The sequence below is a fragment of the Nonomuraea sp. NPDC049784 genome, assembly GCF_040659615.1.
Lineage (GTDB): Bacteria > Actinomycetota > Actinomycetes > Streptosporangiales > Streptosporangiaceae > Nonomuraea.
On sequence record NZ_JBFAMX010000030.1, the window covers coordinates 20,127 to 42,623 of the forward strand.

General features: G+C 68.1%; 19 protein-coding genes and 1 pseudogene. 11 read left to right on the forward strand and 9 right to left on the reverse strand.

Features of this window, described 5'->3' with window-relative positions:
• Window positions 1-94: 94 nt before the first annotated feature.
• Window positions 95-1,123: a hypothetical protein gene (locus AB0J09_RS10440; RefSeq protein ID WP_360688317.1), complete on the reverse strand. Its 1,029-nt coding sequence runs from the start codon at window positions 1,121-1,123 to the stop codon at window positions 95-97.
• A gap of 438 nt (window positions 1,124-1,561) precedes the next feature.
• A complete protein-coding gene (locus AB0J09_RS10445; protein WP_360688320.1) occupies window positions 1,562-2,878 on the reverse strand; it encodes a lysine 2,3-aminomutase in 1,317 nt (438 codons plus the stop codon).
• Between the two features lie 178 nt (window positions 2,879-3,056).
• Between AB0J09_RS10445 and AB0J09_RS10450 the strand changes: the two genes are divergently transcribed.
• The 5 genes from AB0J09_RS10450 (at window position 3,057) to AB0J09_RS10470 (ending at window position 10,327) form a co-directional block, all read left to right on the forward strand.
• Window positions 3,057-3,614 carry a DUF1707 domain-containing protein gene (locus tag AB0J09_RS10450; protein WP_360688323.1) on the forward strand — a complete coding sequence of 186 codons (558 nt, stop codon included), beginning with the start codon at window positions 3,057-3,059 and terminating at the stop codon, window positions 3,612-3,614.
• Window positions 3,615-3,803: 189 nt separating this feature from the next.
• Entirely contained in the window at window positions 3,804-4,823 is a 1,020-nt protein-coding gene (gene plsX / locus AB0J09_RS10455) for a phosphate acyltransferase PlsX (protein ID WP_360688326.1), read from the forward strand.
• A 49-nt stretch (window positions 4,824-4,872) separates the two neighbouring features.
• Window positions 4,873-7,158 carry an HAD-IC family P-type ATPase gene (locus AB0J09_RS10460; protein WP_360688366.1) on the forward strand — a complete coding sequence of 762 codons (2,286 nt, stop codon included), beginning with the start codon at window positions 4,873-4,875 and terminating at the stop codon, window positions 7,156-7,158.
• Window positions 7,155-8,882 (forward strand): arginine--tRNA ligase, encoded by a 1,728-nt coding sequence (argS, locus tag AB0J09_RS10465; protein ID WP_360688329.1) that lies wholly within the window; start codon window positions 7,155-7,157, stop codon window positions 8,880-8,882. Before AB0J09_RS10460 ends, argS begins: the two co-directional genes overlap by 4 nt.
• 113 nt (window positions 8,883-8,995) lie before the next feature.
• Window positions 8,996-10,327 carry a hypothetical protein gene (locus AB0J09_RS10470; protein WP_360688332.1) on the forward strand — a complete coding sequence of 444 codons (1,332 nt, stop codon included), beginning with the start codon at window positions 8,996-8,998 and terminating at the stop codon, window positions 10,325-10,327.
• Between the two features lie 27 nt (window positions 10,328-10,354).
• On the opposite strand, the gene AB0J09_RS10475 is transcribed toward AB0J09_RS10470, so the two are convergent.
• On the reverse strand, window positions 10,355-10,738 hold the full coding sequence (locus AB0J09_RS10475) for a cell division protein SepF (protein WP_360688335.1): 384 nt from the start codon (window positions 10,736-10,738) through the stop codon (window positions 10,355-10,357).
• Window positions 10,739-10,921: 183 nt separating this feature from the next.
• On the opposite strand from AB0J09_RS10475, the pseudogene AB0J09_RS10480 reads away from it, so the two are divergent.
• From AB0J09_RS10480 to AB0J09_RS10500, 5 genes and pseudogenes are all read left to right on the forward strand, one after another.
• A pseudogene (locus tag AB0J09_RS10480) lies at window positions 10,922-11,053 on the forward strand (PhzF family phenazine biosynthesis protein); the annotation flags it as partial.
• A gap of 43 nt (window positions 11,054-11,096) precedes the next feature.
• Complete coding sequence (locus tag AB0J09_RS10485; RefSeq protein WP_360688369.1) at window positions 11,097-11,303, forward strand: hypothetical protein; 207 nt, start codon at window positions 11,097-11,099, stop codon at window positions 11,301-11,303.
• A gap of 535 nt (window positions 11,304-11,838) precedes the next feature.
• Entirely contained in the window at window positions 11,839-12,324 is a 486-nt protein-coding gene (locus tag AB0J09_RS10490) for a hypothetical protein (protein ID WP_360688337.1), read from the forward strand.
• Entirely contained in the window at window positions 12,314-14,086 is a 1,773-nt protein-coding gene (locus AB0J09_RS10495) for a DUF4012 domain-containing protein (RefSeq protein WP_360688340.1), read from the forward strand. The genes AB0J09_RS10490 and AB0J09_RS10495 overlap by 11 nt, the downstream gene beginning before the upstream one ends.
• A 62-nt stretch (window positions 14,087-14,148) precedes the next feature.
• Window positions 14,149-14,721 carry a hypothetical protein gene (locus AB0J09_RS10500; protein WP_360688342.1) on the forward strand — a complete coding sequence of 191 codons (573 nt, stop codon included), beginning with the start codon at window positions 14,149-14,151 and terminating at the stop codon, window positions 14,719-14,721.
• Here AB0J09_RS10500 and AB0J09_RS10505 read toward each other — a convergent pair.
• From AB0J09_RS10505 to AB0J09_RS10525, 5 genes are read right to left on the reverse strand one after another with little or no spacing between them, the layout of a single operon-like run.
• Entirely contained in the window at window positions 14,702-16,078 is a 1,377-nt protein-coding gene (locus tag AB0J09_RS10505; RefSeq protein WP_360688345.1) for a polysaccharide biosynthesis tyrosine autokinase, read from the reverse strand. The two genes, AB0J09_RS10500 and AB0J09_RS10505, sit on opposite strands and share 20 nt — an antisense overlap.
• Window positions 16,079-16,082: 4 nt before the next feature.
• The gene (locus AB0J09_RS10510; RefSeq protein ID WP_360688348.1) at window positions 16,083-17,111 is read right to left on the reverse strand and encodes an MraY family glycosyltransferase; all 1,029 of its coding nucleotides are present in this window, start codon (window positions 17,109-17,111) and stop codon (window positions 16,083-16,085) included.
• A gap of 8 nt (window positions 17,112-17,119) precedes the next feature.
• On the reverse strand, window positions 17,120-18,109 hold the full coding sequence (locus tag AB0J09_RS10515; RefSeq protein WP_360688351.1) for a GDP-mannose 4,6-dehydratase: 990 nt from the start codon (window positions 18,107-18,109) through the stop codon (window positions 17,120-17,122).
• A gap of 46 nt (window positions 18,110-18,155) precedes the next feature.
• Complete coding sequence (locus AB0J09_RS10520) at window positions 18,156-19,109, reverse strand: NAD-dependent epimerase/dehydratase family protein (RefSeq protein ID WP_360688354.1); 954 nt, start codon at window positions 19,107-19,109, stop codon at window positions 18,156-18,158.
• Complete coding sequence (locus AB0J09_RS10525; RefSeq protein WP_360688357.1) at window positions 19,106-20,263, reverse strand: glycosyltransferase; 1,158 nt, start codon at window positions 20,261-20,263, stop codon at window positions 19,106-19,108. Before AB0J09_RS10525 ends, AB0J09_RS10520 begins: the two co-directional genes overlap by 4 nt.
• Before the next feature lie 347 nt (window positions 20,264-20,610).
• On the opposite strand from AB0J09_RS10525, the gene AB0J09_RS10530 reads away from it, so the two are divergent.
• Window positions 20,611-21,861 carry a hypothetical protein gene (locus AB0J09_RS10530; protein ID WP_360688360.1) on the forward strand — a complete coding sequence of 417 codons (1,251 nt, stop codon included), beginning with the start codon at window positions 20,611-20,613 and terminating at the stop codon, window positions 21,859-21,861.
• A 43-nt stretch (window positions 21,862-21,904) separates the two neighbouring features.
• On the opposite strand, the gene AB0J09_RS10535 is transcribed toward AB0J09_RS10530, so the two are convergent.
• On the reverse strand, window positions 21,905-22,063 hold the full coding sequence (locus AB0J09_RS10535) for a hypothetical protein (protein ID WP_360688363.1): 159 nt from the start codon (window positions 22,061-22,063) through the stop codon (window positions 21,905-21,907).
• Between the last annotated feature and the right edge of the window lie 434 nt (window positions 22,064-22,497).

A 22,497-nucleotide genomic window follows, 5' to 3' on the forward strand; every position in this document is an offset into this window, starting at 1 on the left:
GGCCCGGCCGGTCCCCGGGTGTCGGCACCTAGGACACCCGCGAACCGTCACACCGGCTCTCAGCGAGCCGCCGCTCTGGCGCCTGCATCGCGTTCTAGTCGCGAATCCAGGAGTCCCGCACCGAGCTCGTCAGCGCGTCGGTGGTCCATCCAAGCGCCACCAGCACATCGCTGTACGTGCTGGTGGCCTTGGTTCCGTTGGTGGATACGAAGCCGGTGGCGTCCTCGACGAGCGGGTTGACCCCGTCCATGGAGGCGGCCTGTGTGGCGCCGGGCAGCGCCTCGACGACCGGCGCCACCTCGGCGGGCGCGACCTGCCCGAGCATCGGCGACAGGCGGCCGCTCCTGACGTGTGGCAGCGCGCGCTTGGCCGCGTCGCTGAGGCCGGTCACGACGCTCTCGGCCGACAGGGAGGCGACGCCCTTGGTGGCGCTGTTCATGGTCTTGGCGGCGGTACGGCTGAGGTCCGTGACGCTGGAGCCCGCGCCCGGCAGCAAAGCGGTGCTGCCGGGCTTGTTCATCACATCCCCGGTGAGAGCGGTGCTGCCGACCTTGTTCGTCACGTCCCCGGTGGACGTGCGGAGCAGGCCCGTCAGCGCGTCGTAGGCGCCGCGCCGGCTCGTGCCCCCGGTCACGGCCTGACCCTTGCCGCGCTTGCCGGCCTTGACTGAGGGCGCGGCGGGCTGCGCCAGCCGTGCCGCGCCCGGCAGGGCCGGTACGGGCAGGGACTCGGTCAGGCCCCCTCCGCCGAGCGGGAGCCCGCTCGTGATCGGCGACAGCTCGGGCAGCGGACCGCCGTGGAGTGTGATGTCCTCGGCCGCGTTCGGCGCGGTGACGCGCTGCTGCCGGTTCGCCTGTGCGGCGTCCAGCTCGGCCTCCGACATCCGGCCCGCGGGGCGAGCACCGGACCTGACCTGGGCGGCGTCGCCCAGCAGGCCGTTCAGCAGGCTCCCGCCGACGACGCCGCCCAGCAGGCCGTCGACCGGGATTCCCGCAGTGGTGCCCCCGCCCGAGCCCTCGTGCCTGGCGGTGTCGTATTGAACTTCCGCTTGAGCTGGCACGGCCAAAGCCGCCGCCAAGCCGAATGCTGTGACGGCGGCCGCCGTCTTGACTAGTCGATTCATGGTTGCCTTCCCGGCTCGTGATCGATCGCGCTCTAATGAGGTGGAAATGCGAATCGATAACCTCCGAATGCCGCGGCGGGCGCGCTATGGGCACCACATGATGCGTGCCGTCACGGCTGAGCTACGCGAGCAGTTCTATCACTGGCTGTGATCGGCCGCAGGCGCATGAATGCCCATGTAACTGGGGTTTGCAGGCCGGTTACCGAGTGGAGGGGGAGCGTTGAGCGGGAGACAAAACGGGAAATAGGAGGGTCTTGTTTCTGATATTGCACGCGCTCGGGTTCGGCACCGCGGGCGCGCGAGCTCGGACCCGTACATGCGACCTTGAGCCGGAAAATTCATGTGCCCCGCGGCCCGTGAACAAGGGATGACGAAAACAAATGTCACGGGCCGGGGGCACGGATTTCTCGGTCGCGGTCGCGGTGGACGCGGGAGCGGTCAGGCGGGCAGCAGGGCGCCCGCCGGCTCGAACGGAAAACGGTCGGCGAAGGCCGGGCGCAGGTCCGTCAGCCACACCGCCGACGGGTCGTAGCGCGCGAAGAACGGCCGCCCGACCAGCGACGGGTCGCGCGCCTGGATGAAGTGGAGCATGAACACCTGCTCCCCCGCGATCTCGGTCACACCGTCGACGCACACCTTGCCCGGCGTGGCCGACATCGACGGACCGCGGACCGTGCGGCAGAGCCCGGAGACACTCGAGTACGCGTCCCTGAAGATCTCGTACGCGCGCGCCAGCGGCACCGCGAAGTAGTCCTGAGGCCCGGTGTCACGCTCGACGAACATGTAATAAGGGATCAACCCCATCCGCAGCTGCCGCCGCCACATGTGGGACCACACGGCGGGGTCGTCGTTGATGGACCTGATCAGCGGCGCCTGGGTCCTGATCGTGGCCCCGCTGCCGAGGATGCGCTTGACCGCCGACTCGACCAGTGGCGACTCCAGCTCGCGCGGGTGCGTGAAGTGGGCCATGAACGCGAGGTTCTTGCCCGCGTTCACCACCTCCTCGAACAGCCCGAGCGTGGCGTCGGCGTCAGGGTCGGTGGTGAAGCGCTGCGGCCAGTAGGCCAGCGCCTTGGTGCCGATCCTGATCGACTCCAGTTGCTCCAGATCCAGCAATGGCTCGATATATCGTCTGATGACGGGCTCGCCCATGATCATCGCGTCACCGCCGGTGATCAGGACGCTCGTGACCTCAGGATGCCGGCGAATGTAGGCCACCATCTGGTCGATGTCGTCGGAGGCGAACTTCAGGTCCGCGTCACCGACGAACTGCGCCCACCGGAAGCAGTACGTGCAGTACGCGTGACAGGTCTGCCCCTGTTTGGGGAAGATCAGCACGGTCTCTGGATATTTGTGCTGCATGCCAGGCACCGGCTCGTCACCGATCTTCGGGACGTTGAGCTCCTTCTGGCCTGCGGGGTGCGGGTTGAGCTGCGCTCGTACTCGGTTCGCCTCGGCCTGGATCTCGGCGTTCGGCGCCTCGGCCTTGAGCAGGTCTGCCAACCTGGCGACGTCCGCAGCGGGCAGCATGTCCTCCTGCGGGAAGACAAGCCGGTAGATGGGGTCGTCGGGCGCGGCCGACCAATCTATGAGTTCATCGACGACGTAGGCGTTGGTCCGGAACGGCAGCACTGTGGCGACGGCGCGGACCTTCAGCCGGTCCTCGTCGCCGAGCCCCGCACGCTTCAGGAGCTCGTCAAGGTGCTTGGACGTGTACGCCTTGAAGCGTCGCGTGCCTGCTTGGTTCAAGATCACTAGGCCTTTCCCATCTTTTTTGTTCGATCGGGTGTAAACCTCACGACCCTGTCGTGCGTCTACGGTTCTTAATACCCGGACGCGGCCAGCGGCATCACCGGTTCCACTGGTCTCCAAGTTTTCCTTCAGGTTTGCGGGCACTCGCGACATATCGCGATTCGGCATACACTGATTTTTCGTGACCCACGATCCGGACTTGCGCGCCTCAGACGCCGACCGAGACCGCGTGGCCGCGGTCCTGGCCGAGGCGCTCGCGACAGGAAGACTCACCAGCGTCGAGCACGCCGACCGCCTGGACGTCGCCTACACGGCGAAGACCATGAGCGAGCTCGTCCCCCTCACCCGGGATCTGCCCGAGGTGTCCGCTTCTAACGTGCCCACCGCCATCGAACAGCAGGTCATCGACTCGAAGTTCAGCAAGATCGTCCGCAAGGGGCGGTGGGTGGCGTCCCGCAACACCCGGCTGTCCGCCCGGTTCGGTGCCCTCATCATCGACCTGTCGGACGCGGTGCTGCCCGGACGCGAGATCACCATCGAGACGAACGCGTGGTTCAGCAAGATGATCGTGCGCGTTCCCGGCAACGCCCATGTGATCGACGAGGGCAGCTCGATGTTCGGCAAGCGCAACGTGACGGGCGGGTCGGGAGCGGACGGGCCGTTGATCCGGGTCACAGGGTCGTCCAAGTTCTCCAAGGTGATCGTGTCGCGCGGGATGGACGACTGGAACCTCCACTGACCTCGAAGCCGCCGGCGCGACGAATCGGGCGGTGTGCCGCATAGTGGGAGTGGAAGGGGCGTGCGGGGAACCAACAGGGCCTACCCGCCGGTTAACCTGGCTACTGCCTTGCCTACGATGCGGACATACCCCCGAGCCCGCGTCCCGGCCATGCCGTGGCGGCGGGCTCGATGCCGTACGAGGTGATCATTGTCCGACAGCAGGCCCATCGCGCTCGATGCCATGGGCGGCGACCACGCACCACACGCGATCGTGGCGGGAGCGGTGCATGCCGTGCGGGAGCGCGGCCTCAAAGTCGTGCTCGTCGGCTCCCCTCGCGTGCTCTACGAGGCGCTCGCCGACCACGACGCCACCAAGGAAGTCCCGATCGTACGGGCCGAGGAGGCCCTGGCCATGGACGAGGGCGCGCTGGCCAGCCTGCGCCGGCCCCGCTCCAGCATCGCCGTCGCCTGCCACCTCGTACGCCGCGGCGACGCCGCCGCCGTCGTGTCAGCGGGCTCCACGGCGGGGATCGTGGCCACCGGCAGGCTCCGCCTCAAAGGCCAGCAAGGCGTGCTCAGACCGGCCATAGCGGTCGCCATCCCCACCCTCCCCAAGCCCACCCTGCTCATCGACGCGGGCGCGAACGCCGAGGCCAAGCCGGAGATGCTGGTGCAGTTCGCCCATCTGGGGACGGCCTTCGCCGAGCTGGCGTACGGCATCGAGACGCCCAGGGTCGGCCTGCTCACGATCGGCAGTGAGGCCGAGAAGGGCAACAAGCTCGTCAAACGCGCCCACGAGCTCCTCCTGGCCTCCCCCGGCATTCACTTCACGGGCAACGTCGAGGGCCATGACCTGCTGACCGGCAAGGCCGACGTGATCACGACCGACGGGTTCACCGGGAACGTGGCGCTGAAGACCATGGAAGGCGCGGTCCGCTTCGCGTTCTCCGAGCTCAGGGAGGTCGTCAGCGAGAGCAGGCTGGCCAGGCTGGGCGCCGCCATGCAGCGCTCCCGCATCCGCGAGCTGCGCCGCCGCCTCGACCCCGAGGCGTACGGGGGCGCGGTGCTGCTCGGCCTGAACGGCACCGTCGTCATCGCCCACGGCTCGTCCAGGGCCGAAGGGATCAGCGCGGCCTGCAAGCTCGCGGCCGACCTGTCCGCGGCCGGAATCGTCTCCCGCATCGGCGACAAGCTGGGCGCCACACACCGCTCCCACAGGCTCTGGTGAGCCCGTAAGGTGGCACCGATCCACAGAAACAGGGGGCTATGTGGAGTCAATGGTGCACGGGCTCACCTCGGCACAGGCGGCGGGGGCGAAGGCCAACCATGTTCCGCGGCGGTCGAGCCGGTCGCTGAGCGCGATCGTCAGGGCGAACGTCTTCACCCTGTTCAACCTGGTCATCGGCGTGCTCTGGGCGCTGGTCCTGATCTTCGGTGAGTGGCAGGACAGCCTGTTCGGGCTGGTCATCGTGGCCAACGTGCTGATCGGGATCGTTCAGGAGTTACGGGCCAAGCGCACGCTCGACAAGCTCGCGGTGATCAACGAGGCTCCGGTCAGGGTACGGCGCGACGGCCGGGAGCAACAGGTCCAGCCGCGCCAGGTGGTGCTGGGCGACCTGGTCTTACTGGGCCCGGGCGACCGCCTGCTGGTCGATGGCGAGGTGGTCGAGTCCGACGGGCTGGAGGTGGACGAGTCGCTGCTGACCGGCGAGGCCGACCCCGTGCACAAGCGGCCGGGCGACCAGGTGCTGTCGGGCAGCTTCGCGGTGGCGGGCGCGGGCTCGTTCGTGGCCACGAGGGTCGGCACCGACGCGTACGCCGTGAAACTGGCGGAAGAGGCGAGCAGGTTTCACCTCGCCCATTCCGAGCTGCGCGAGGGCGTGGCGAACTTCATCAAGTACATCACCTGGCTGGTCATCCCGATCGGCGCCCTGCTGATCTACAGCCAGCTCAAGAACTCCGCCGACTTCGGCACCGCGATCACCGGCGCGGTCGCGGGCATCGTCACCATGATCCCCGAGGGGCTGGTGCTGATGACCTCGATCGCGTTCGCCGTCGGCGTCATACGACTCGGCCGGCACAAGTGCCTCGTCCAGGAGCTGCCCGCGATCGAGGGGCTGGCCAGGGTGGACGTGCTGTGCCTGGACAAGACGGGCACGCTCACCGCCGGCGGCATGGAGCTCGACCAGGTGCTGCCCCTGCGCGACGGCCAGCCGGTCGAGGACGCGCTGGCCGCCCTGGCACACCTCGACAGCCGGCCGAACGCCACCGCCGAGGCCGTCCGGGCCCGCTACCCGGCCCCGGGAAACGGGTGGGCGGCAGGGGAGATGGTGCCGTTCTCCTCGGCGCGCAAGTGGAGCGGAGCCGACTTCGGTGAGCAGGGCGCGTGGGTGCTCGGGGCTCCGGACGTGCTGCTCGACGGCGGGGACGGCTACGACCAGGCCGCCGAGCTGGCCGCCACCGGCACCCGGGTGCTCGCGCTGTGCCGCGCCGAGTCCTTCCCGGCAGCGGAGGGCCTGGAGCCGGTGGCGCTCGTCACGTTCAAGCAGCGCATCAGGCCCGACGCCCAGGAGACCCTCCGCTACTTCGCCAGGCAGGGCGTCACGGTCAAGGTCATCTCCGGCGACAACCCGATCGCCGTCTCCGCCATCGCCGCCGACCTGGAGATCCCGGACGCCCACCGTTCCATGGACGCGCGGGCCCTCCCCCACGAAGACCAGGACAAGCTGGGCGAGCTGCTCGACTCCCACGCCGTCTTCGGCCGCGTCAGCCCCCAGCAGAAGCGCCAGTTCGTCCGGGCGCTCCAGGCCCGGGGCCACACCGTGGCCATGACCGGCGACGGCGTCAACGACGTGCTCGCGCTGAAGGACGCCGACCTGGGCATCGCGATGGGCGCGGGCAGCCCGGCCACCAAGGCCGTGGCGCAGGTGGTGCTGCTCGACGACAAGTTCGCCACGCTGCCGCACGTCGTGGGCGAGGGCAGGCGGGTGCTGGCCAACATCGAACGGGTCTCCAACCTGTTCCTCACCAAGACGTTCTACGCGATCGTGCTGTCGTTGCTGGTCGGCGTGGCCGGGGTGATGTTCCCGTTCGCGCCTCGCCACTCCACCCTGACGAACGCCCTGACCATCGGCGTCCCCGCGCTCTTCCTCGCGCTCGCGCCCACGCGCGAACGTTCCAAGCCCGGCTTCGTCCCCAGGGTGCTGCGCTTCGCCGTACCCGCTGGGGTGTTGTGTGCGGCGGCGGTGCTGCTGTCGTTCTGGGCCGCGCACAGCGGCACCTCCACCCTCGTCGAGGACCAGTCGTCGGCGGTGATCACGCTCTTCCTCACCACCTGGTGGGTGCTCGTGCTGATCGCCAGGCCGCTCAACTGGTGGCGGATCGCCCTGGTCGGAGCCATGGCGGCGGCGTTCGCGATCGGGCTGACGATCCCCTTCGTCAGGCAGTTCTTCGCGCTCGAACCCGGCGACGTCAGCAACGATCTGACCGCCGTCGGCATCTCGATCGTGGCGGCCGTAATGATAAGCGTCGCTGTCAAGGTCGCCGGTACCCTTAGAACATGACCGACCCGCAGATAATGCTCACCGAGCGCGTCCAGCAGGCGCTGGCCGGCGCGTTCGGCTCCGAGCACGCCGACGCAGACCCGCTGATCCGGCCGTCCCAGTTCGCCGACTTCCAGGCGAACGTCGCGATGAGCCTGGCGAAGCGACTGCGACGGGCGCCGCGGGAGGTCGCCGAGGCGATCAAGGCGGAGCTGCCCGACTTTCCCGGCACGGTCGAGGTCAGCGGCCCCGGTTTCCTCAACATCACGCTCGACGAGGCCTGGATCGAGTCCGAGGCCACGCGGATGCTGGCCGACCCCCGGCTCGGGGTCGGCACGATCACGCCGTCGCAGACCGTGGTGGTCGACTACTCCGCGCCCAACGCGGCCAAGGAGATGCACGTCGGCCACCTGCGCACCACGATCGTGGGCGACTCGCTGGCCCGCCTGCACGAGCACCTCGGCAACACCGTGATCAGGCAGAACCACCTGGGCGACTGGGGCACGCCGTTCGGCATGCTCATCGAGCACCTGCTCGACATAGGCGAGGAGGCCGCGGTCGCGCAGTTGGAGGCCGGTCAGGGCACGGAGTTCTACCAGGCGGCGCGGGCCAAGTTCGACAGCGACGACGCGTTCAGGCAGCGTGCCCGGGTGCGGGTGACCACGCTGCAGTCGGGCGACCCAGGCACGCTGCGGCTCTGGCACGTGTTCATGGATGCGACCGTCCGCTACTTCAACAAGATCTACAGCCTGCTCGGCGTGACGCTGACCGACGCCGACATCGCCGGCGAGAGCATGTACAACCCCATGCTGCAGAAGACGTGTGACGATCTGGAGACGTCCGGGACTGCGGTGATCAGCGAGGGCGCGCTCTGCGTGTTCCCGCCCGGCTTCACCGGCTCCGACGACAAGCCGCTGCCGCTCATCATCAGGAAGAGCGACGGCGGCTACGGGTACGCCACCACCGACATGGCGGCGATCCGCTACCGCGTCCACGACCTGAAGGCCGAGCGCATGCTCTACGTCGTGGGCGCCGATCAGGCGCTGCACTTCCGGATGGTGTTCGCCGCGGCGCGGCTGGCGGGCTGGCTGCCCGACACGGCCTCGCCCGAGCACGTCCAGATCGGCATGATGCTGGGCAAGGACGGGCGCAGGTTCAAGACCCGCTCCGGCGAGTCCGTCAAGCTGATGGACCTGCTCCAGGAGGCCATCGACCGGGCCACGGCCGCCATCGCCGAGCGGGGCTACGACGAGGCCACTACCAAGGAGATCGCGCACGCCGTCGGCATGGGCGCGGTGAAATATGCCGATTTGTCGGTCAGTCACGACAGCGAATACGTCTTCGACTTCGACCGGATGCTCGGCTTCACCGGCAACACCGGCCCCTACATGCAGTACGCGACGGCCAGGATCCGCTCGATCTTCCGTAAGGCGGGGGTGGACCCGGCCGACGCGGCGGGGCCCATCGTGCTGGCCGAGCCCGCCGAGCGCGCGCTGGGCCTCCACATGCTCGGCTTCGCCGAGCTGGTCTCCCAGGTCACCGCCGAGTCCGAGCCGCACCGGCTGTGCAACTTCCTCTTCCAGACCGCCAGCCTGTTCAGCACGTTCTACGACGAGTGCCCAGTGATCAAGGAGGGCGTCGATCCGGAGACCAGAGAGCGGCGCCTGGCCCTCTGCTCGCTGACCCTGCGTGTGCTGGAGACCGGGCTCGACCTTCTGGGCGTCCCAGTCCCCGAGCGCATGTAACCACTCAAAGTCCCCAGATCCGTTGTGGGCGCGCCTCCACCTGGTTGGCGCGCCCGAACGGCTAGGCTTCTGTGCGGTCATGAATAGAGGCCGAAATGGGGGAGTTCTCTGCCTTGAGCACGGACCTGACTGCGAGTCCCCCAGCAGCCGCGGAGTTGCATCGCTACGCCGAGGCGCTGCTGGCGCACCTCGCCGCCAAGGGCGCCGCGCCTCCGGCCGCACCGCGTTTTCGCGACATACCCGGTTATTGGCTGCCTCCGGCCGTCGAAGCGCTGGTCGCCATCCTCGCGGGCGAGGACCCGCTGGAGCCCCTGAGCAGGGCTGCCGGCCGCAACCAGCAGCAGACCGCGCTCTTCCTCTGCCTCGCACTCGCGGTGTCCGGGCAGGGCAGCCGCATCCATGCCTCCTGGCTCGGCACCGCCTTCGGCGACCTCTCACTCGACCGGCCGGTCTCCCACGGCCAGCGCTCGCTCTGGCTGGCCGCCGCCAGGGGCGCGTACGGCCCCGCCGGCAAGATCTTCGTGCTGCGCAAGCTCGACGCCCTGACCGTGCAGGAGCACACCGATCCTGACCAGTGGGTGCAGGCGCTGGCGCCGGGCGAGCCGTCGGTCGTCGTCCCGCCCTCGCTGGTCGACTTCCCGGAGATGGCGGAGATCCCCGAGCTGGCCAGGCCCGCGGTGGCGGCCGCCCGGCTGGCCAGGCTGCGCGGGCGGTGCGCGGAGGTCACCTCCACGAGGCAGACCGAACGCGACGCCTCCGCCCCGCTCGACAACAGCACCGGCAGCCCGGCCGCGACCTGGTCCGAGGACGAGCCGCTCGCCGTCCTGCGCTCCCTGATCGGCTCAGGCGGCCCGGCGGGGCCGATGGCCTCGCTCAGCACGTACCTGCTCGACGACCTTCGCCCGGGCGCCGACCCGCACCTCGCCGCCATCGCTCTGCACGTGGCGGCGCCGATCCTGCGCGGCGTGGCCGAGGAGCTCGAGGCTGACAGCCGCCTCGCGCCGCCCGACACGCTCACCGTGGCGCTGCTCGGCCACCGCATCCAGCTGCTCCCCGAGGGTCCCGAGCCGTCGTCGCTCGCCGCCGCCGAGAGCGCGATCATCGCGGACGGCTTCGTGCCCCGCGCCCGTCCGTGGGCGGCCATGGTGCTGCTCGTGGCGGGGGTCGTCTGCCTCATCGGCGCGGTGTTCGCCAGCAATCTGCTCGCCGCCGCCGGCGTGGCCATGATCGGCCTGGCCGGCTGGCAGCTCTGGCAGCGCCGCAAGCTCGTCGAGACCGACGCACGATACGCGGCGGCGCAGGTCAACGAGCTGAGAGAGTTGGCCGAGGGCGCGGTGTGGGCCCTGCACGCCTATGCGCGGGAGGCGGACACGCGCGCGAAACAGGCCGCGGAGGACGCAACCGAGCTGACCCGGCTGATCCGTCGCGGCCCGCGCGCTGCATAGCCAGCCGACCTGAGGCCGGCGCCTCGCTCAGGTGGTCTCGATCTCCACGTGAGCGGGCGCGAGCAGGAAGACGCGGTCAGCGATGCGCTCGATCCGCCCCTCGCACCCGTAGGCCAGCCCGGCGGCGAAGTCGACCATCCTCGTCGCCTCAGGCATCGGCATGCCCGAGACGTCCATGATCACCGTCTGGCCGTCACGGAAGTGCTGACCGATCAACGGCGCGTCGTTGTACTTGAGCGGCTGGATCATCACAATGCGCGACGAGTCGACGTTCGCGCGCCACCGCTTGGCGGCCCGCTCCGTCGCGGGGACGTACTCGTCCTCGTAGTGCTCGTCGTCGTCGTAGCCTTCGTCGTAGTGATCGACCCCGCTCAGGCCAAGGTAGCTCACCACCTTGCGCACTGCCCCCATCGGCTTGTCCTTTCTTCAGGAACTCACCGTAATCGGCACGTCCCTACTCATTGGACGGTAACCGACGATTCCGCATTCGCCACGCGACACGCCCAGCCCTAATTCCATTTTGTACGGCTTGCAGCCCGCTTGCAGCTGGATATCCGACCCCCTGGATGCCATGAGTCCCCCGCGCCTCTCAGTGTGAGCGCCATCACAGAGACAGCTTTCCACGGTAATACCGTCGGTGTCTGCCCACTGGCCTCTCCGGTTACTGAGCGTTGGACGCGGAGCATGGCCACCGAGCCGAACCTCTCCGGGACCGCCGCCCTGCTCGGCGATCCGGCGTCGAGGCATCTGTCACGCTCCAACCGCTCATGTGCTTTATTCGGTGAACCCGGCTACGGGTCAGCTCGAATTCCGGATGGCAGGCGGTTCGCTTACCGTGAATCGCCTGGTGAACGGCAGGATCGCCATCGATTTTCCGGCCAAGGCGGTGAGCCCCGCCGACCTGGAGAAAGCGCTCGGCGCCACTGCGGCGGGGGGCGGAAATAGCCGCCTCGACCTGCTGGTGGAGCTCGAGTAAGACGAAAAGGTCCACCCGAGGGACTCGGCGCGCTGCGCCATGGCCGCCTAACGGACGGAGCGGCTCAGCGGCACGGAGATGGCCGGGGCGCGACTCTCAGCCACATGGCCTGCCCCCAGCCACCTCACCCATGCGGGTGAGGCACGCGACCGAAGGGGCGTGAGATAGACCCATTTGGGGGACATTTTCGCTCTTTTCAGAGGTTGATAGGATCTCGCCGCATTCGCGACATAAAGGGTCGCAAGGACACACGGGCTGACACCAGAAAGCGCACGTCACCTCGTGAAGACCCATCGCGCGCGCCACCGCGTCACATCGGCGTTTCCCCTGGTCGGAGCCGTCATCGAAGGCAACCGAACGCAAGATCCGAACCGATCGTCAAAGTACGGAGAACCTTCAGTGACCATTTGGCAAGAAACGTACGGGGAGAGGAGCATCCATCGACTGACCACATATAACGGTTCCGTAGCGAACATGTCGCCAAGATTCCGGGCGAAATGTTCGCTTGGCCGAGGAACCGCTACGGGAGACCGAAATGGCAGAGAAGATCAAGAAACCTGTTTGGCTCGCGGCAGTGCTCGGGAGCGGACTCGCATTGGGGGGCGCCGTACTGGCGTTCGGGACTGCGGGGCCGACTGTCGCGTACGGCCAGGCTCAGCCCACAGTCACCGTCACCACCACCACGGCGTATCCGCCCACGCCCACCGCCACCGCCTCACGGGTGGAAGTGGACGAAGACGAGTTCGACGACGACTTCCGGCACGACCGTGACAACAGCGACTCGTTCATAGCCAACCAGAGCGAAGTGGACGTCGAGGTCGACGATCGGGCCCCGCGTCGTTTCTTCAACAACTTCCACGGTCCCGAGGAGCAGGTGAGCGAGGAGCATGTGGGCAAGGAACTGCCGTTCACCGGCGCCCCCGTGGCGACCCTGGCCGCGGCGGGCGGGGGCCTGCTGATCATAGGGGCCGCAGGCACGATCATCGCCGTACGGCGCCGCCGATCTGCCAGTGCCAAGTAAGAAGCGCCGGCGCGTCGTCGCAGGTCTGCTCTGCTCATCGGCAGGCCTCGCGCTGGCCGCGGGCTGGTCGGCGCACCTTGGTCTGAGCGTGCGGGATCACCTGCAGGCGACCAGGGACGTACTGGTCCGGCTCCGCATGAGCGACCCGGTGGGGGCTGCCGGGGCGCTCGCAGACGCGAAACGGCATGCCGCAGAGGCACGCCGGCTCACCAGCGGCCTGGACTGGTCGTTGCTCGCCCATACTCCCGTGGTGGGAGAGGGGGCGACGACCGTCCGCGGGCTGGCCGATGCCGCGGCGGAGCTGACGAGTGCCCTGACGGACCTCCAGCAGGCCGGCGCGGGACTGATGACGGCCAAAGGGCTCTCCATGGACGACATGGGGACCCTGCTGGCCGGGCTTGAATCCGCCGCGCCGGTCCTGCGTTCCGCCTCCGACCGCATCGATCTGACGCGGTCCCGCCTGGCGGCCACCCCCGGCGACACCGGCATGGAGGAGATCGACCAGGCCCGCGCCACTGCTCTGGACCAAGTCGAACGACTGGGCGGCTGGCTCGGCGCCGCCGAAGACGCCGCAGCCCTGCTGCCCCCGATGCTGGGCCACCATGGCCCGCGCCGCTATTTCCTGGCCTTCCAGACCAATGCCGAAGCACGCGGAACGGGAGGGCTGGTCGGAGCGTTCGGCATTCTGAAGGCCGGCCACGGCCACATCGGCATCCAGCGGCTCTCCCCCAACAACGGCTTGGAGTCCGGCTCGGCCCAGGTAGCCGATCACGGCCCGGACTTCCTCGCACGTTACGGGTCCAGCGCGGTCTCCCTGCTGTCCAATTCCAATCTCTCTCCCCACTTCCCTTACGCCGCGACGACCTGGACCGGGCTGTGGCGACGCCAGACCGGCCGGCAACTGGACGGCGCGATCGCGACCGATCCGGTCGGCCTGTCCTATCTGCTGAAGCTGATCGGCCCCGTCAAGCTCCCCAGCGGCGAGACGGTGACCACGGAGAACGTGGTCGATCTCACCGAGCGGGCGGCCTACGCGCGGTACTCCGATCCGGTCGAGCGCAAGAGGTTCCTCATCACGGTCGCGGCTACGGTGAGCGAGGCGATGACCAGGACACGCCTCGATCCCGCGACAGCGTTCCCTATTTTGTCGAAGCTGATGAACGAGCGAAGGATGCAGATCTGGAGCCGCAGGGACGCCGAACAGCAACGCCTCGCGGCCACCCCGTTCGGCGGCGTACTGCCGGAGCAGCCCGGGCCGTTCGCCGGGCTCGTGATCAACAACTCCGCCGGCACCAAGCTCGACTACTACCTGGACCGCTCGCTCCACTACGAGCTGGGCACCTGCCGCAGTGACGGGCAGCAGCCCACGAGAGTGCGGATCCGGCTCGACAACGACGTGCCGCGCGTGAAGCTGCCCTCGTACGTCACCGACCGGCTCGACGCCTGGAAACACCGCCCCGCTGTCGGGTCCAACCTGGTGTGGGTGTCGTTCTACGCCGCGGTCGGCGCCAAGCTCAACGCCGTGCGCATCGACGGGAAGCCCGCACCGATCATCCAGGAAGTCGAACGATCCCATCCCGTCTACTCCACTGTGCTCAAGTTCGCCCCCAGGCGGACCCGGACGCTGGAGTTCGACATGCTGGAACCCGCCTCAGCCACTCCCCCGGTAATCCCCGTGCAGCCGCTGGTTCGCCCGCAGCAGACCAGGCTCACCCTGTACGGCGGGAGCTGCACCCCGGCGGATCGTGACATCGAGCGTTAGAAGAGGTAAAGCTCGGTGCGCCGTGACGGGCCACCGAGCTGGTTCCCCCTATCGTCACGCCCATGACGTCAGGGGAGGCCCGCTTCCACATCCTGTTCGTGTGCACGGGCAACATGTGCCGCTCTCCGCTGGCCGAGCGGCTGACCCGGTCGGCTCTGGGCCCGCAGTTCCTGGTGACGAGCGCGGGCACCCACGCCGAGCCCGGCGTGGAGATGGCCGAGAGGGCTCAGCAGGTTCTGACCAGCCTCGGCGGTGACCCGGCCGGGTTCGTCTCCCAGCCGCTGACCGCGGAGTTGCTGGCCGGCGCCGATCTGGTGCTGACCGCCACCAGGGCGCACCGGGCGGAGTCGGTGACCAGGCACCTGCAGGCCGCGCCCCGCGTCTTCACGATCGTCGAGTTCGGCGCCCTCGCCGCGGCGGCGGAACGCGAGGAGATCACGCGTCATCGCGACGCGGTACGGCGCGCCCGCGTGCTGGTCGAGCAGGCGCAGGGGCTGCGTGGCGTGGTCACGGTGGACCAGCCGGACATCCCCGACCCTATGGGGCGCTGGATGTGGGCCTACCGGGCGGCGGGACGGAGCATCGCAAAGGCGCTCTCCGTCCCACTGGAGCTGCTCAAACCGCCGTCGTCGTGACGGTCTCCTTGGCCGTCTCCGACTCGTAGTGGCCGTAGCCGTATCCGTCGTACCTGCTGGCCTTGGTCGGGACGAAGTTGAGCACGGTGCCGACGATCCTGGCGTTGATGGACGACAGTTGCTCCACGGCACGCTCGATGTGCTCCTGCCTCGTCTTGCCGTACCTGGCGACGAGCATCACGCCGTCGCAGACCGCCGCGAGAGTCGCGGCGTCGGTGACGGGCAGCAGCGGCGGCGCATCGATGATCACGATGTCGTACCTGTCGGTGAGCTGGTCGAGCAGCTCACGCATGATGCGCGAGCCGAGCAGTTCGCTTGGGTTCGGCGGGATCTGGCCGCTGGGCAGCACGAAGAGCTTCGGCTCGCCCCACGTCTGGATCACCTCGTCCAGCCGCGCCTTGCCGATGAGCACATCCGTCAGACCGACCGCGCCCTCGATCCCGAAGTAGTCGGGAAGGCGCGGACGGCGCAGGTCACTGTCCACGAGCAGAACCCGCCAGCCCGCCTGCGCGAGTGTGATGGCGAGATTGGAACAGGTCGAGGACTTGCCCTCGTTCGGCAGGCAACTGGTGATCACCAACGACTTGGGCTGCCTGTCGACCCCGATGAACTGCAGGTTGGTGCGCAGCGAGCGGAACGCCTCGGCCCTGCTGGAGCGCCCCTGCGTTCGTACGATGAGCGGGTTGCGGCGGGCCGCCCGCTCGTAGCCGATGATACCCAGCGTGGAGCTCTTCGAGTTGTGCTGCAGCTCGTGTGGACTCTTGACGGTGGTGTCCAGCCGGTCACGCAGAATCAGCGAACTGAACGCGACAACCATCGCGATCAGTATGCCGACCAGGACATTTACCACGGGCATGGGACTGACGGGCTCCTTGGGGACCTCTGCCTGGTCGACGACGGTGACCTTGACCGTCGGCCGGCTGGTGGGCGTCGGCCGCTCCATCTGGTCGATGAGGAGCGCGAACTTGGCTCCCAGGGCGTTGGCCAGCGAGGCGGCCCGCACGGGATCCTGATCACTGACCATCGCGCGCAGCAGCACCGTTCCTGGCACGACCTCCGCGGTGATGTTCTGCTGCAGGCGCGGAACGTCCTCGGCCGTCGTGATCCGGCTGACCATGCTCCGGCTCGTCAGCAGGTTGGCATAGGACTGCGCGCCCTGCGACAAGGTGCCGACCTGGTAGGCAGCCGAGAAGGCGCCGTGCTTGTCGTGGCTGGAGAACAGCATGGTGATCGTGGCCACGTACTTGGGCGGCATGTTGGCGGTCACCACCAGCGCCGCGCCCAGCGAGATGATCAGCGAAGCCAGGATGAGCACCCAGTTCTTGCGTGCCAGTCGTATGAAATAGAGCAGGTCCAACTGGTCATCGCCGCCTTTCGCGGACTCGTGGAGGATTCTCGAGAGAACGGTGTGGCGGGTAGACGTTCACGCCTTGCAGGAGGCAGACGCATGCGATCGCGGTCGCTCCCGCGACCAGCGCAGCCGTGAGCGGCGGTACTCGGCCGAACATCATCGCCATGCACAGTGCGCAGGCCAGCGCGGCGACGAGGCCCATCACGACCGCGGCGAGGCGCGCGTCGAGACCCAGTTTGCGCAGCCGGTGCGACACGTGATCGGTGCCGCCCGCCAGCGGCGACCGGCCCGCCCGCATCCGGGCCAGGACGACGACCCCGGTGTCCACCGTCGCTACGAAGGTGGACAGGAGCAGCCCTCCCGCCACCGCATCAGGGCCCTGCCCCGTGACCAGGACGACCGCGGAGCACGTGAGCGTGAAGCCGATGAACAACGATCCCGAGTCGCCCATGAACATCCGCGCGGGCGGCCAATTGTGCACGAGGAAACCGAGCGCGGCGCCCGCGAGCACCACCAGGAAGATTCCCAGGGCCGGCCGCGCCTGCAGAAACGCCATGGCGGACAGGAAGGCGGCGGTGACGGTGCTGACCGCTCCGAGCGAACCGTCCATGTTGTCCAGAAGATTGAATGAGTTGGTGACCAGGACGATCCAGATCACCGTGATCGGGATGTCCGGCCATCCACCTGTCACGGTGAGCCTGATTCCGGCGAGCACGACGGCGGCGGTCACCACCGTCTCAACGACCAGCCTGGTGACGGCCGGCAACGACCCGACGTCGTCGATGAGACCGAGCATGGCCACCGCCGAACCGGCCAGCAGCATGGCGGTGAGCCTCCAGTCGGCGAGGCCCGTTGCGGCGGCCGTGGTCAGGACCGTGGCCAGCAGGATCGCGATCCCACCCAAGTAGGGAGTGGGGCGGGCATGTGACTTGTGCCCGCCGGGTCTGTCCGTGAGGCCCCATCGCAATGCGAGGCGCTTCAGCGGGATGGCCACCGAGGCGCTGAGCAGGCAGGCCGCCGCGCCGGCGGCCAACGTCACCGTTCCGCTCACCGCATGGCCGCCGCGAGCTCTTCGCGGGCCTCCTGGACGATCTCGCTGAGGATCTCGTCGAGCGTGTGTCGTGGAGCCCAGCCGGTGAGCTCGCGGATCTTGGTGGTGTCCGGGACCCTGCGGGTCATGTCCTCGAAGCCCTGCCGGTACGCCTCGTGATAAGGAATCAGGTCGACCCCCGATGTGGAGCCGGTGTGTTCGACGATCAGCTTGGCCAGCTCCAGAATGCTCACCTCGTCGCCCGATCCGATGTTGAAGGTGTGACCGACCGCCGACTCGTTGTCGAGGAGCCGGACCAGGCCGTCGACCACATCCGCGACATGCGCGAAGCAGCGGGTCTGGGTGCCGTCGCCGAAGACGGTGAGCGGGTCACCGGCCAGGGCCTGCCGTACCAGACGGGGGATCACCATGCCGTAGGCGGGGCTCTGCCGCGGCCCCACGGTGTTGAAGAGCCTGACGACGATCGCCGGCAGGCCGCGCTCCTTGTGATAGGCGTTGGCCAGGATCTCGTCCACGGTTTTGGCGGTGCTGTAGGCCCAGCGGACGACCGCGGTACTGCCGAGGATGCGGTCGGCGTCCTCTTGGAGCGGTCCAGAGGAGTTCTTGCCGTAGACCTCGCTCGTGCTGGCGACGAGGATCTTCTTGCGATACCGGTGCGCGGCCTCGATGATGATCTCCGAGCCCCGGATGTTGGTCGTCAGGGATCGCAGCGGCTGCTCGACGATCAACTTGACTCCGACGGCCGCGGCCAGGTGGACGACGACGTCGCATTGGTGGACGAGCTCGTCGACGATCAATTCGTCCAGGATCGAGCCCTGGACGAAGCGCATGTTCGGGTGTGGCCGCAGGTTGGCGAGCCTGCCGGTCGAGAGGTTGTCGAGAATGACGACGGAGTCACCGCGGGCGAGCAGGACGTCGGCCAGGTGCGATCCGACGAATCCGCTGCCACCCGTTATGAGATATGTGGACTGCGATGCTTTTGTCACAGGTCTTCCCTCGCTGGTGCATTCTGTGGCCAGAGATGGCGGCAGCTCAGGCGGGTACGCCGGCACTCGCGGCCATCGCCTTCTGAAACCAGGCCACCGTCCTGCGGAGCCCGTCCTCGACCGAAATCGGCTGCACGCCGGGAAACAGCTCCCTGAGCAGGTGAGGCGACGCCTGGGACTCACGGATGTCGCCCGCCCGGGGCGGGAGGAATTCGGCCTCGATGGGCTCGCCGAGCACCGAGGCGAGGATGTCCTTCAACTCCAGCAGGGAGGTGCGGGTGCCGAACGCGAGATTGACCGGTTTTCTGCTCGTTACCCGGCGAACGACCGCATCGCAGACGGCCTCCGTGACCGACCCCACGTAGGTGAAGTCCCGCGCCTGGAGCCCGTCACCGTAGATCGGCACCGGGCTGCCTTCCAACGCCTTGGACACGAACGCCGGGACGGCCGCCGCATAGGCGTGATTGGCGGCCTGGAGCGGTCCGTACACGTTGAAGAAGCGGAACGGCAGGACAGGCAGGCCGAAGCTGGCGGCGTACGCGAGCGCGTATGCCTCCGTGGCCAGCTTGCTCACGCCGTACGGGCTGAGTGGCCTGGTCGGCAGGTCCTCGTGCTTGGCCGACTCGGCGCAGTTGCCGTAGACGGAGGACGACGACGCGAGAATCACATGCGGCATCGTGGCCCTGCATGCTTCGAGGACGCGCAGTGTTCCCGTCGCGTTGATGTCATGCGTGGCCAGCGGATCCGCGAGCGACCTGGGTACCGAAGGGCGCGCCGCGAGGTGCACGACGGTCGCGGCGTCCGGGACGAGATCAGCCAGCAGATCGGCGTCCAGGATGCTGCCGTGGACGAAGCGCACGCCGAGGCCCTCTAGGTTGGCGAGGTCTCCGCTGCTCAGATCGTCCAGCACCGTGACGTTCTCGATCTCGGGCCGTGCGCCGAGCGCTTGGCACAGGTTCGCGCCGATGAATCCGGCCCCGCCGGTTACGAGTACATTCACCTGTTGATCCCTCCTGTGGTGGCATGACGATCCCGGCGCGGCTCGCCCAGTGATCGGTATAGGGCCTCGGTGTCCGCGACCAGGCGATCCACGTCAAACGAGGCGGTTGACCAGCGGCGCGCGTCCTCGCCCAACCGGCGCGCGAGCAGGGGGTCCGAGAGGATTCGTACGGTGTGTTCCGCCAGTTCGGCGGGGTCGATCGAGGAGAGCAGTCCGGTGCGTCCGTCCTGGACCACCTCGGCGACGCTGCCCACGCAAGTGGAGACCACGGGCGTGCCCGCCATCTGCGCCTCGATGAGCGTGAGCGGGGTGCCTTCGTTGTCGGAGGTCAGCAGGACCACGTCGGCCGCGGCGTAGACGGTCTCCACGTCCTTGCGCCATCCCACCAGGTGGAAGGCGTGCTGTACCGGCGCGATGTCCTGCTGCACGTGGGCGAGGAGGTCGCCGCCGCCACAGATGACGAAACGGCAGTCCGGCATCCGCGCGAGGATCCTCTTCGCCGCGGCGACGAACCGATCGGGCCGCTTGACCTGAGTGAGTCGGCCGACGTACGCGACCACGGGCGCGCCCAGCGGAAGGTCAAGAGCCAGGCGGGCGGACGCGCGATCCGGCACCTCGCCCAGCCGGACGCCGGGAGGGATCACGACATACTGCTCGGGACGCCCGATCCCGACATGGAGTAGGTCGTCGCGGACCTTGGCCCCCACGGTCACCAGGCGATCCGACATGGCCGCTAGGAGGCGCTCGGAGCGCACATAAATCGCGCGTTTCGCACCGGTGAAATAGCCGTTGAGCAGGTGGCCGTGAAAGACGTGAACCCTGGCGGCCCCGACGCCCGCCAGCTTCGCCGCCACCCGCCCGAGTGCGCCCGCCTTGGCGGTGCGCGTGTGCACGACATGCGGGCGGAAGGCCCGCATCGCGGACACCAGTTGGAAGAGGGCACGGGCATCGTCGGTGGGTCTGATGGATCGGCCGAGGCCGTGAATCCGGTGCACGCGCGCACCCGGGCCTTTCAGGCCCAGATGATCGCCCTCCTCGTCGCCGACGTGCCCGGTGTAGAGCCGATGGTCGAACTCCTTCGTGTTCAGCCGTTCCGAGAGCCCGAGCACCTGAGTAGCGGGACCACCGACGTTCATCCGCGCGATCACTTCCATGATGCGAATTCGACTGTCCGGCTTCATGCGGCTCCTCGACGACGGGCCTGGCTCACTTCGGTGAAGCTAGCTAGGGATTCGGTCAGTTCGGCTCACGCCGTCGCGGTCAGTGGTGAAATGTTTTCTCGCTCCCTACCTAGACGTGATCGTTGGGCAGTCGGCGGTTACTTTCCCTAAGTCCTGTGGCGCGGCCCTCGACACTGGCTCCACCGAGAAAGGCGGCTTGTCGAAAAGACTTCCTAAAGTGGGGTAATCAGCGGTCCATGCCGGTCTGGCGGAAAGCGCTGCCGAGCGGTCCCCGGCGCTAGCGTCATCGTCGCCTGTCACCTTTCCAGAAGGTCGCTCTCATGGAATTCGTCATCATCGCCGCCGCAGTCGTGACCCTCGTTCTGCTGGTCAACGCGAATCTGGAGGCGGCGGTGGCGCGGCGGGTGCTGACGGTTCTGCTCCTCGCCTTCACGACGCGGCTGATCGTCCATGCTCTGGTCATGCGCACAGGCGTCATCGAGTACGGCGGCGACAACCTCGAGTACGAGCGACACGCCCTGGAGATCGCGAACTACTGGCGTTTCGACGGTGTCTCGTTCGTCACGGCCGACGAGATGAGCTCGCTCTATACCGTCGCTGTGCCGTGCAACGTCTTCGCGCTGATCATCTACCTGTGCGGCGGGCCCGCGCCGCTGGCCTGCACGGCTGTCGTGGCGCTGCTGGCCTGCGCGCTCTGCGTCATCGTCTACAGGCTCGCGAGGCTGGTCGGGGCTGACGCGCGCGCGGCGTTCCAGCTCCTCGTGGTCACGGCCTTCATGCCTGCGTTCCTTCTGCACACGTCCGACACCTACAAGGACGGGTTCAACGCCTTCCTCACTATCTCCTGCGTCGGCATCGGCGTGTCCTTGGCCAGGCGCTTCAGGACGAGCAGGCTGCTGCTGGCGGCGCCGTTGCTGTGGTGCCTGTGGCATGTGCGCCCCTACATGGTCTTCATGTGCGCCATCCCGCTGGTCTTCGGTGTGGTGGCCTCCCGGTCCAACTTCTCCGTTCGCAAGCTGGTGGCCTTCGGCGCGCTGCTCACTGTAGGCATGCTGTTCGCCAGCGGCGTCGTCGACAACGCGCCCATAGAGCAGGTGCAGCAGCAACTCGACAGGGGCCAGTCGGATGTCGTCCGTCGCTCCAACATGGGCGGCGGCTCGGGGGTCGTCTTCGACGACAGCGGCAACGCCTGGGGAGACCTCGGGCCGAAGCTGGTGTACACGATCCTGGCGCCGTTCCCATGGACGCAGGGCAGCCTCGCCTTTCAGCTCGGCAAGATCGACGTGCTGGTCTGGTACTTCCTCCTCTACTGCGCAGTCCGCGGCGCCTGCCGGCTCTGGCGCCATGACCGCAGGATGCTCCTCGTGCTGCTGCTGTTCATCGTGCCCGGCACGATCGCCTACGCCACGACCATGGCGAACATCGGGCTGATCTTCCGCCAGCGCATCCCCATCGTCATCGTCACCAGCCTGCTCGCCGCGGCAGCCTGGACCCGCATCCGGCGCGACCAGGCCCTCCCCGCGGAGCAGGCGGATGCAGCCCCCCTTGAGAGGTCCACCGCGCGTTCCTGACCCCCGCGTCACACTTCCGGACTCGCCAGGACGTGCTCGGCGCCTACGCCATGGTCATGACGGCCGGTTCCCCCCGTTCACTACGCAGGGAGATGTGACGCAGGATCCGCTCGAACGTGTCGCCCACCGGCAACGTGTGCGCGGCGCCCACCGCGCCCCATCGCGGGATCGTCCCTGGAGCGAGCGCGATCAGCGGCGCCACGCTGCCGGTGAACGACGGCCGTGCACCAGCGGGACCAGCCAGAGCGAGACGCCGGCCAGGCCGGCGACCAACCGTGGATTTCGCCGGTGTGATCCGCGGGTTGCTCGAAGCCGAGGAGGTGCCCCAGGTCGGACCAGGAACTGGGGGTGCGGGGCGTCGATTGGTGATTGCACCGCGATTCATGCCTTCGGCAAAACCTGTCCCGGCTTTCGGCGGTACATGCCAAATCGATGTGGCGGCATGCCCGTCTACGGCCCTGCTTGAGCCAGGCTGTGCACCAACTGTCGGCGCTCGATCTAAGAGTGCGTTCCGCGAGCTGATGTCCCTTTCGTCGTTGGGGTTGGGTTAGGCCTGCTGGTCGGAGACCCGCCGTTCGGACTATGGGCGCGGCTGGGTGAACAATCCCGGCTCGGTCTCGACGAGGATGCCGCGGC

Coding starts and splice junctions, on each gene's coding strand:
- AB0J09_RS10440 (WP_360688317.1), bottom strand. CDS start 1,123: ATGAATCGACTAGTCAAGACGGCGGCCGCCGTCACAGCATTCGGCTTG.
- AB0J09_RS10460 (WP_360688366.1), top strand. CDS start 4,873: ATGGTGCACGGGCTCACCTCGGCACAGGCGGCGGGGGCGAAGGCCAAC.
- argS (WP_360688329.1), top strand. CDS start 7,155: ATGACCGACCCGCAGATAATGCTCACCGAGCGCGTCCAGCAGGCGCTG.
- AB0J09_RS10475 (WP_360688335.1), bottom strand. CDS start 10,738: ATGGGGGCAGTGCGCAAGGTGGTGAGCTACCTTGGCCTGAGCGGGGTC.
- AB0J09_RS10490 (WP_360688337.1), top strand. CDS start 11,839: ATGGCAGAGAAGATCAAGAAACCTGTTTGGCTCGCGGCAGTGCTCGGG.
- AB0J09_RS10500 (WP_360688342.1), top strand. CDS start 14,149: ATGACGTCAGGGGAGGCCCGCTTCCACATCCTGTTCGTGTGCACGGGC.
- AB0J09_RS10525 (WP_360688357.1), bottom strand. CDS start 20,263: ATGGAAGTGATCGCGCGGATGAACGTCGGTGGTCCCGCTACTCAGGTG.
- AB0J09_RS10530 (WP_360688360.1), top strand. CDS start 20,611: ATGGAATTCGTCATCATCGCCGCCGCAGTCGTGACCCTCGTTCTGCTG.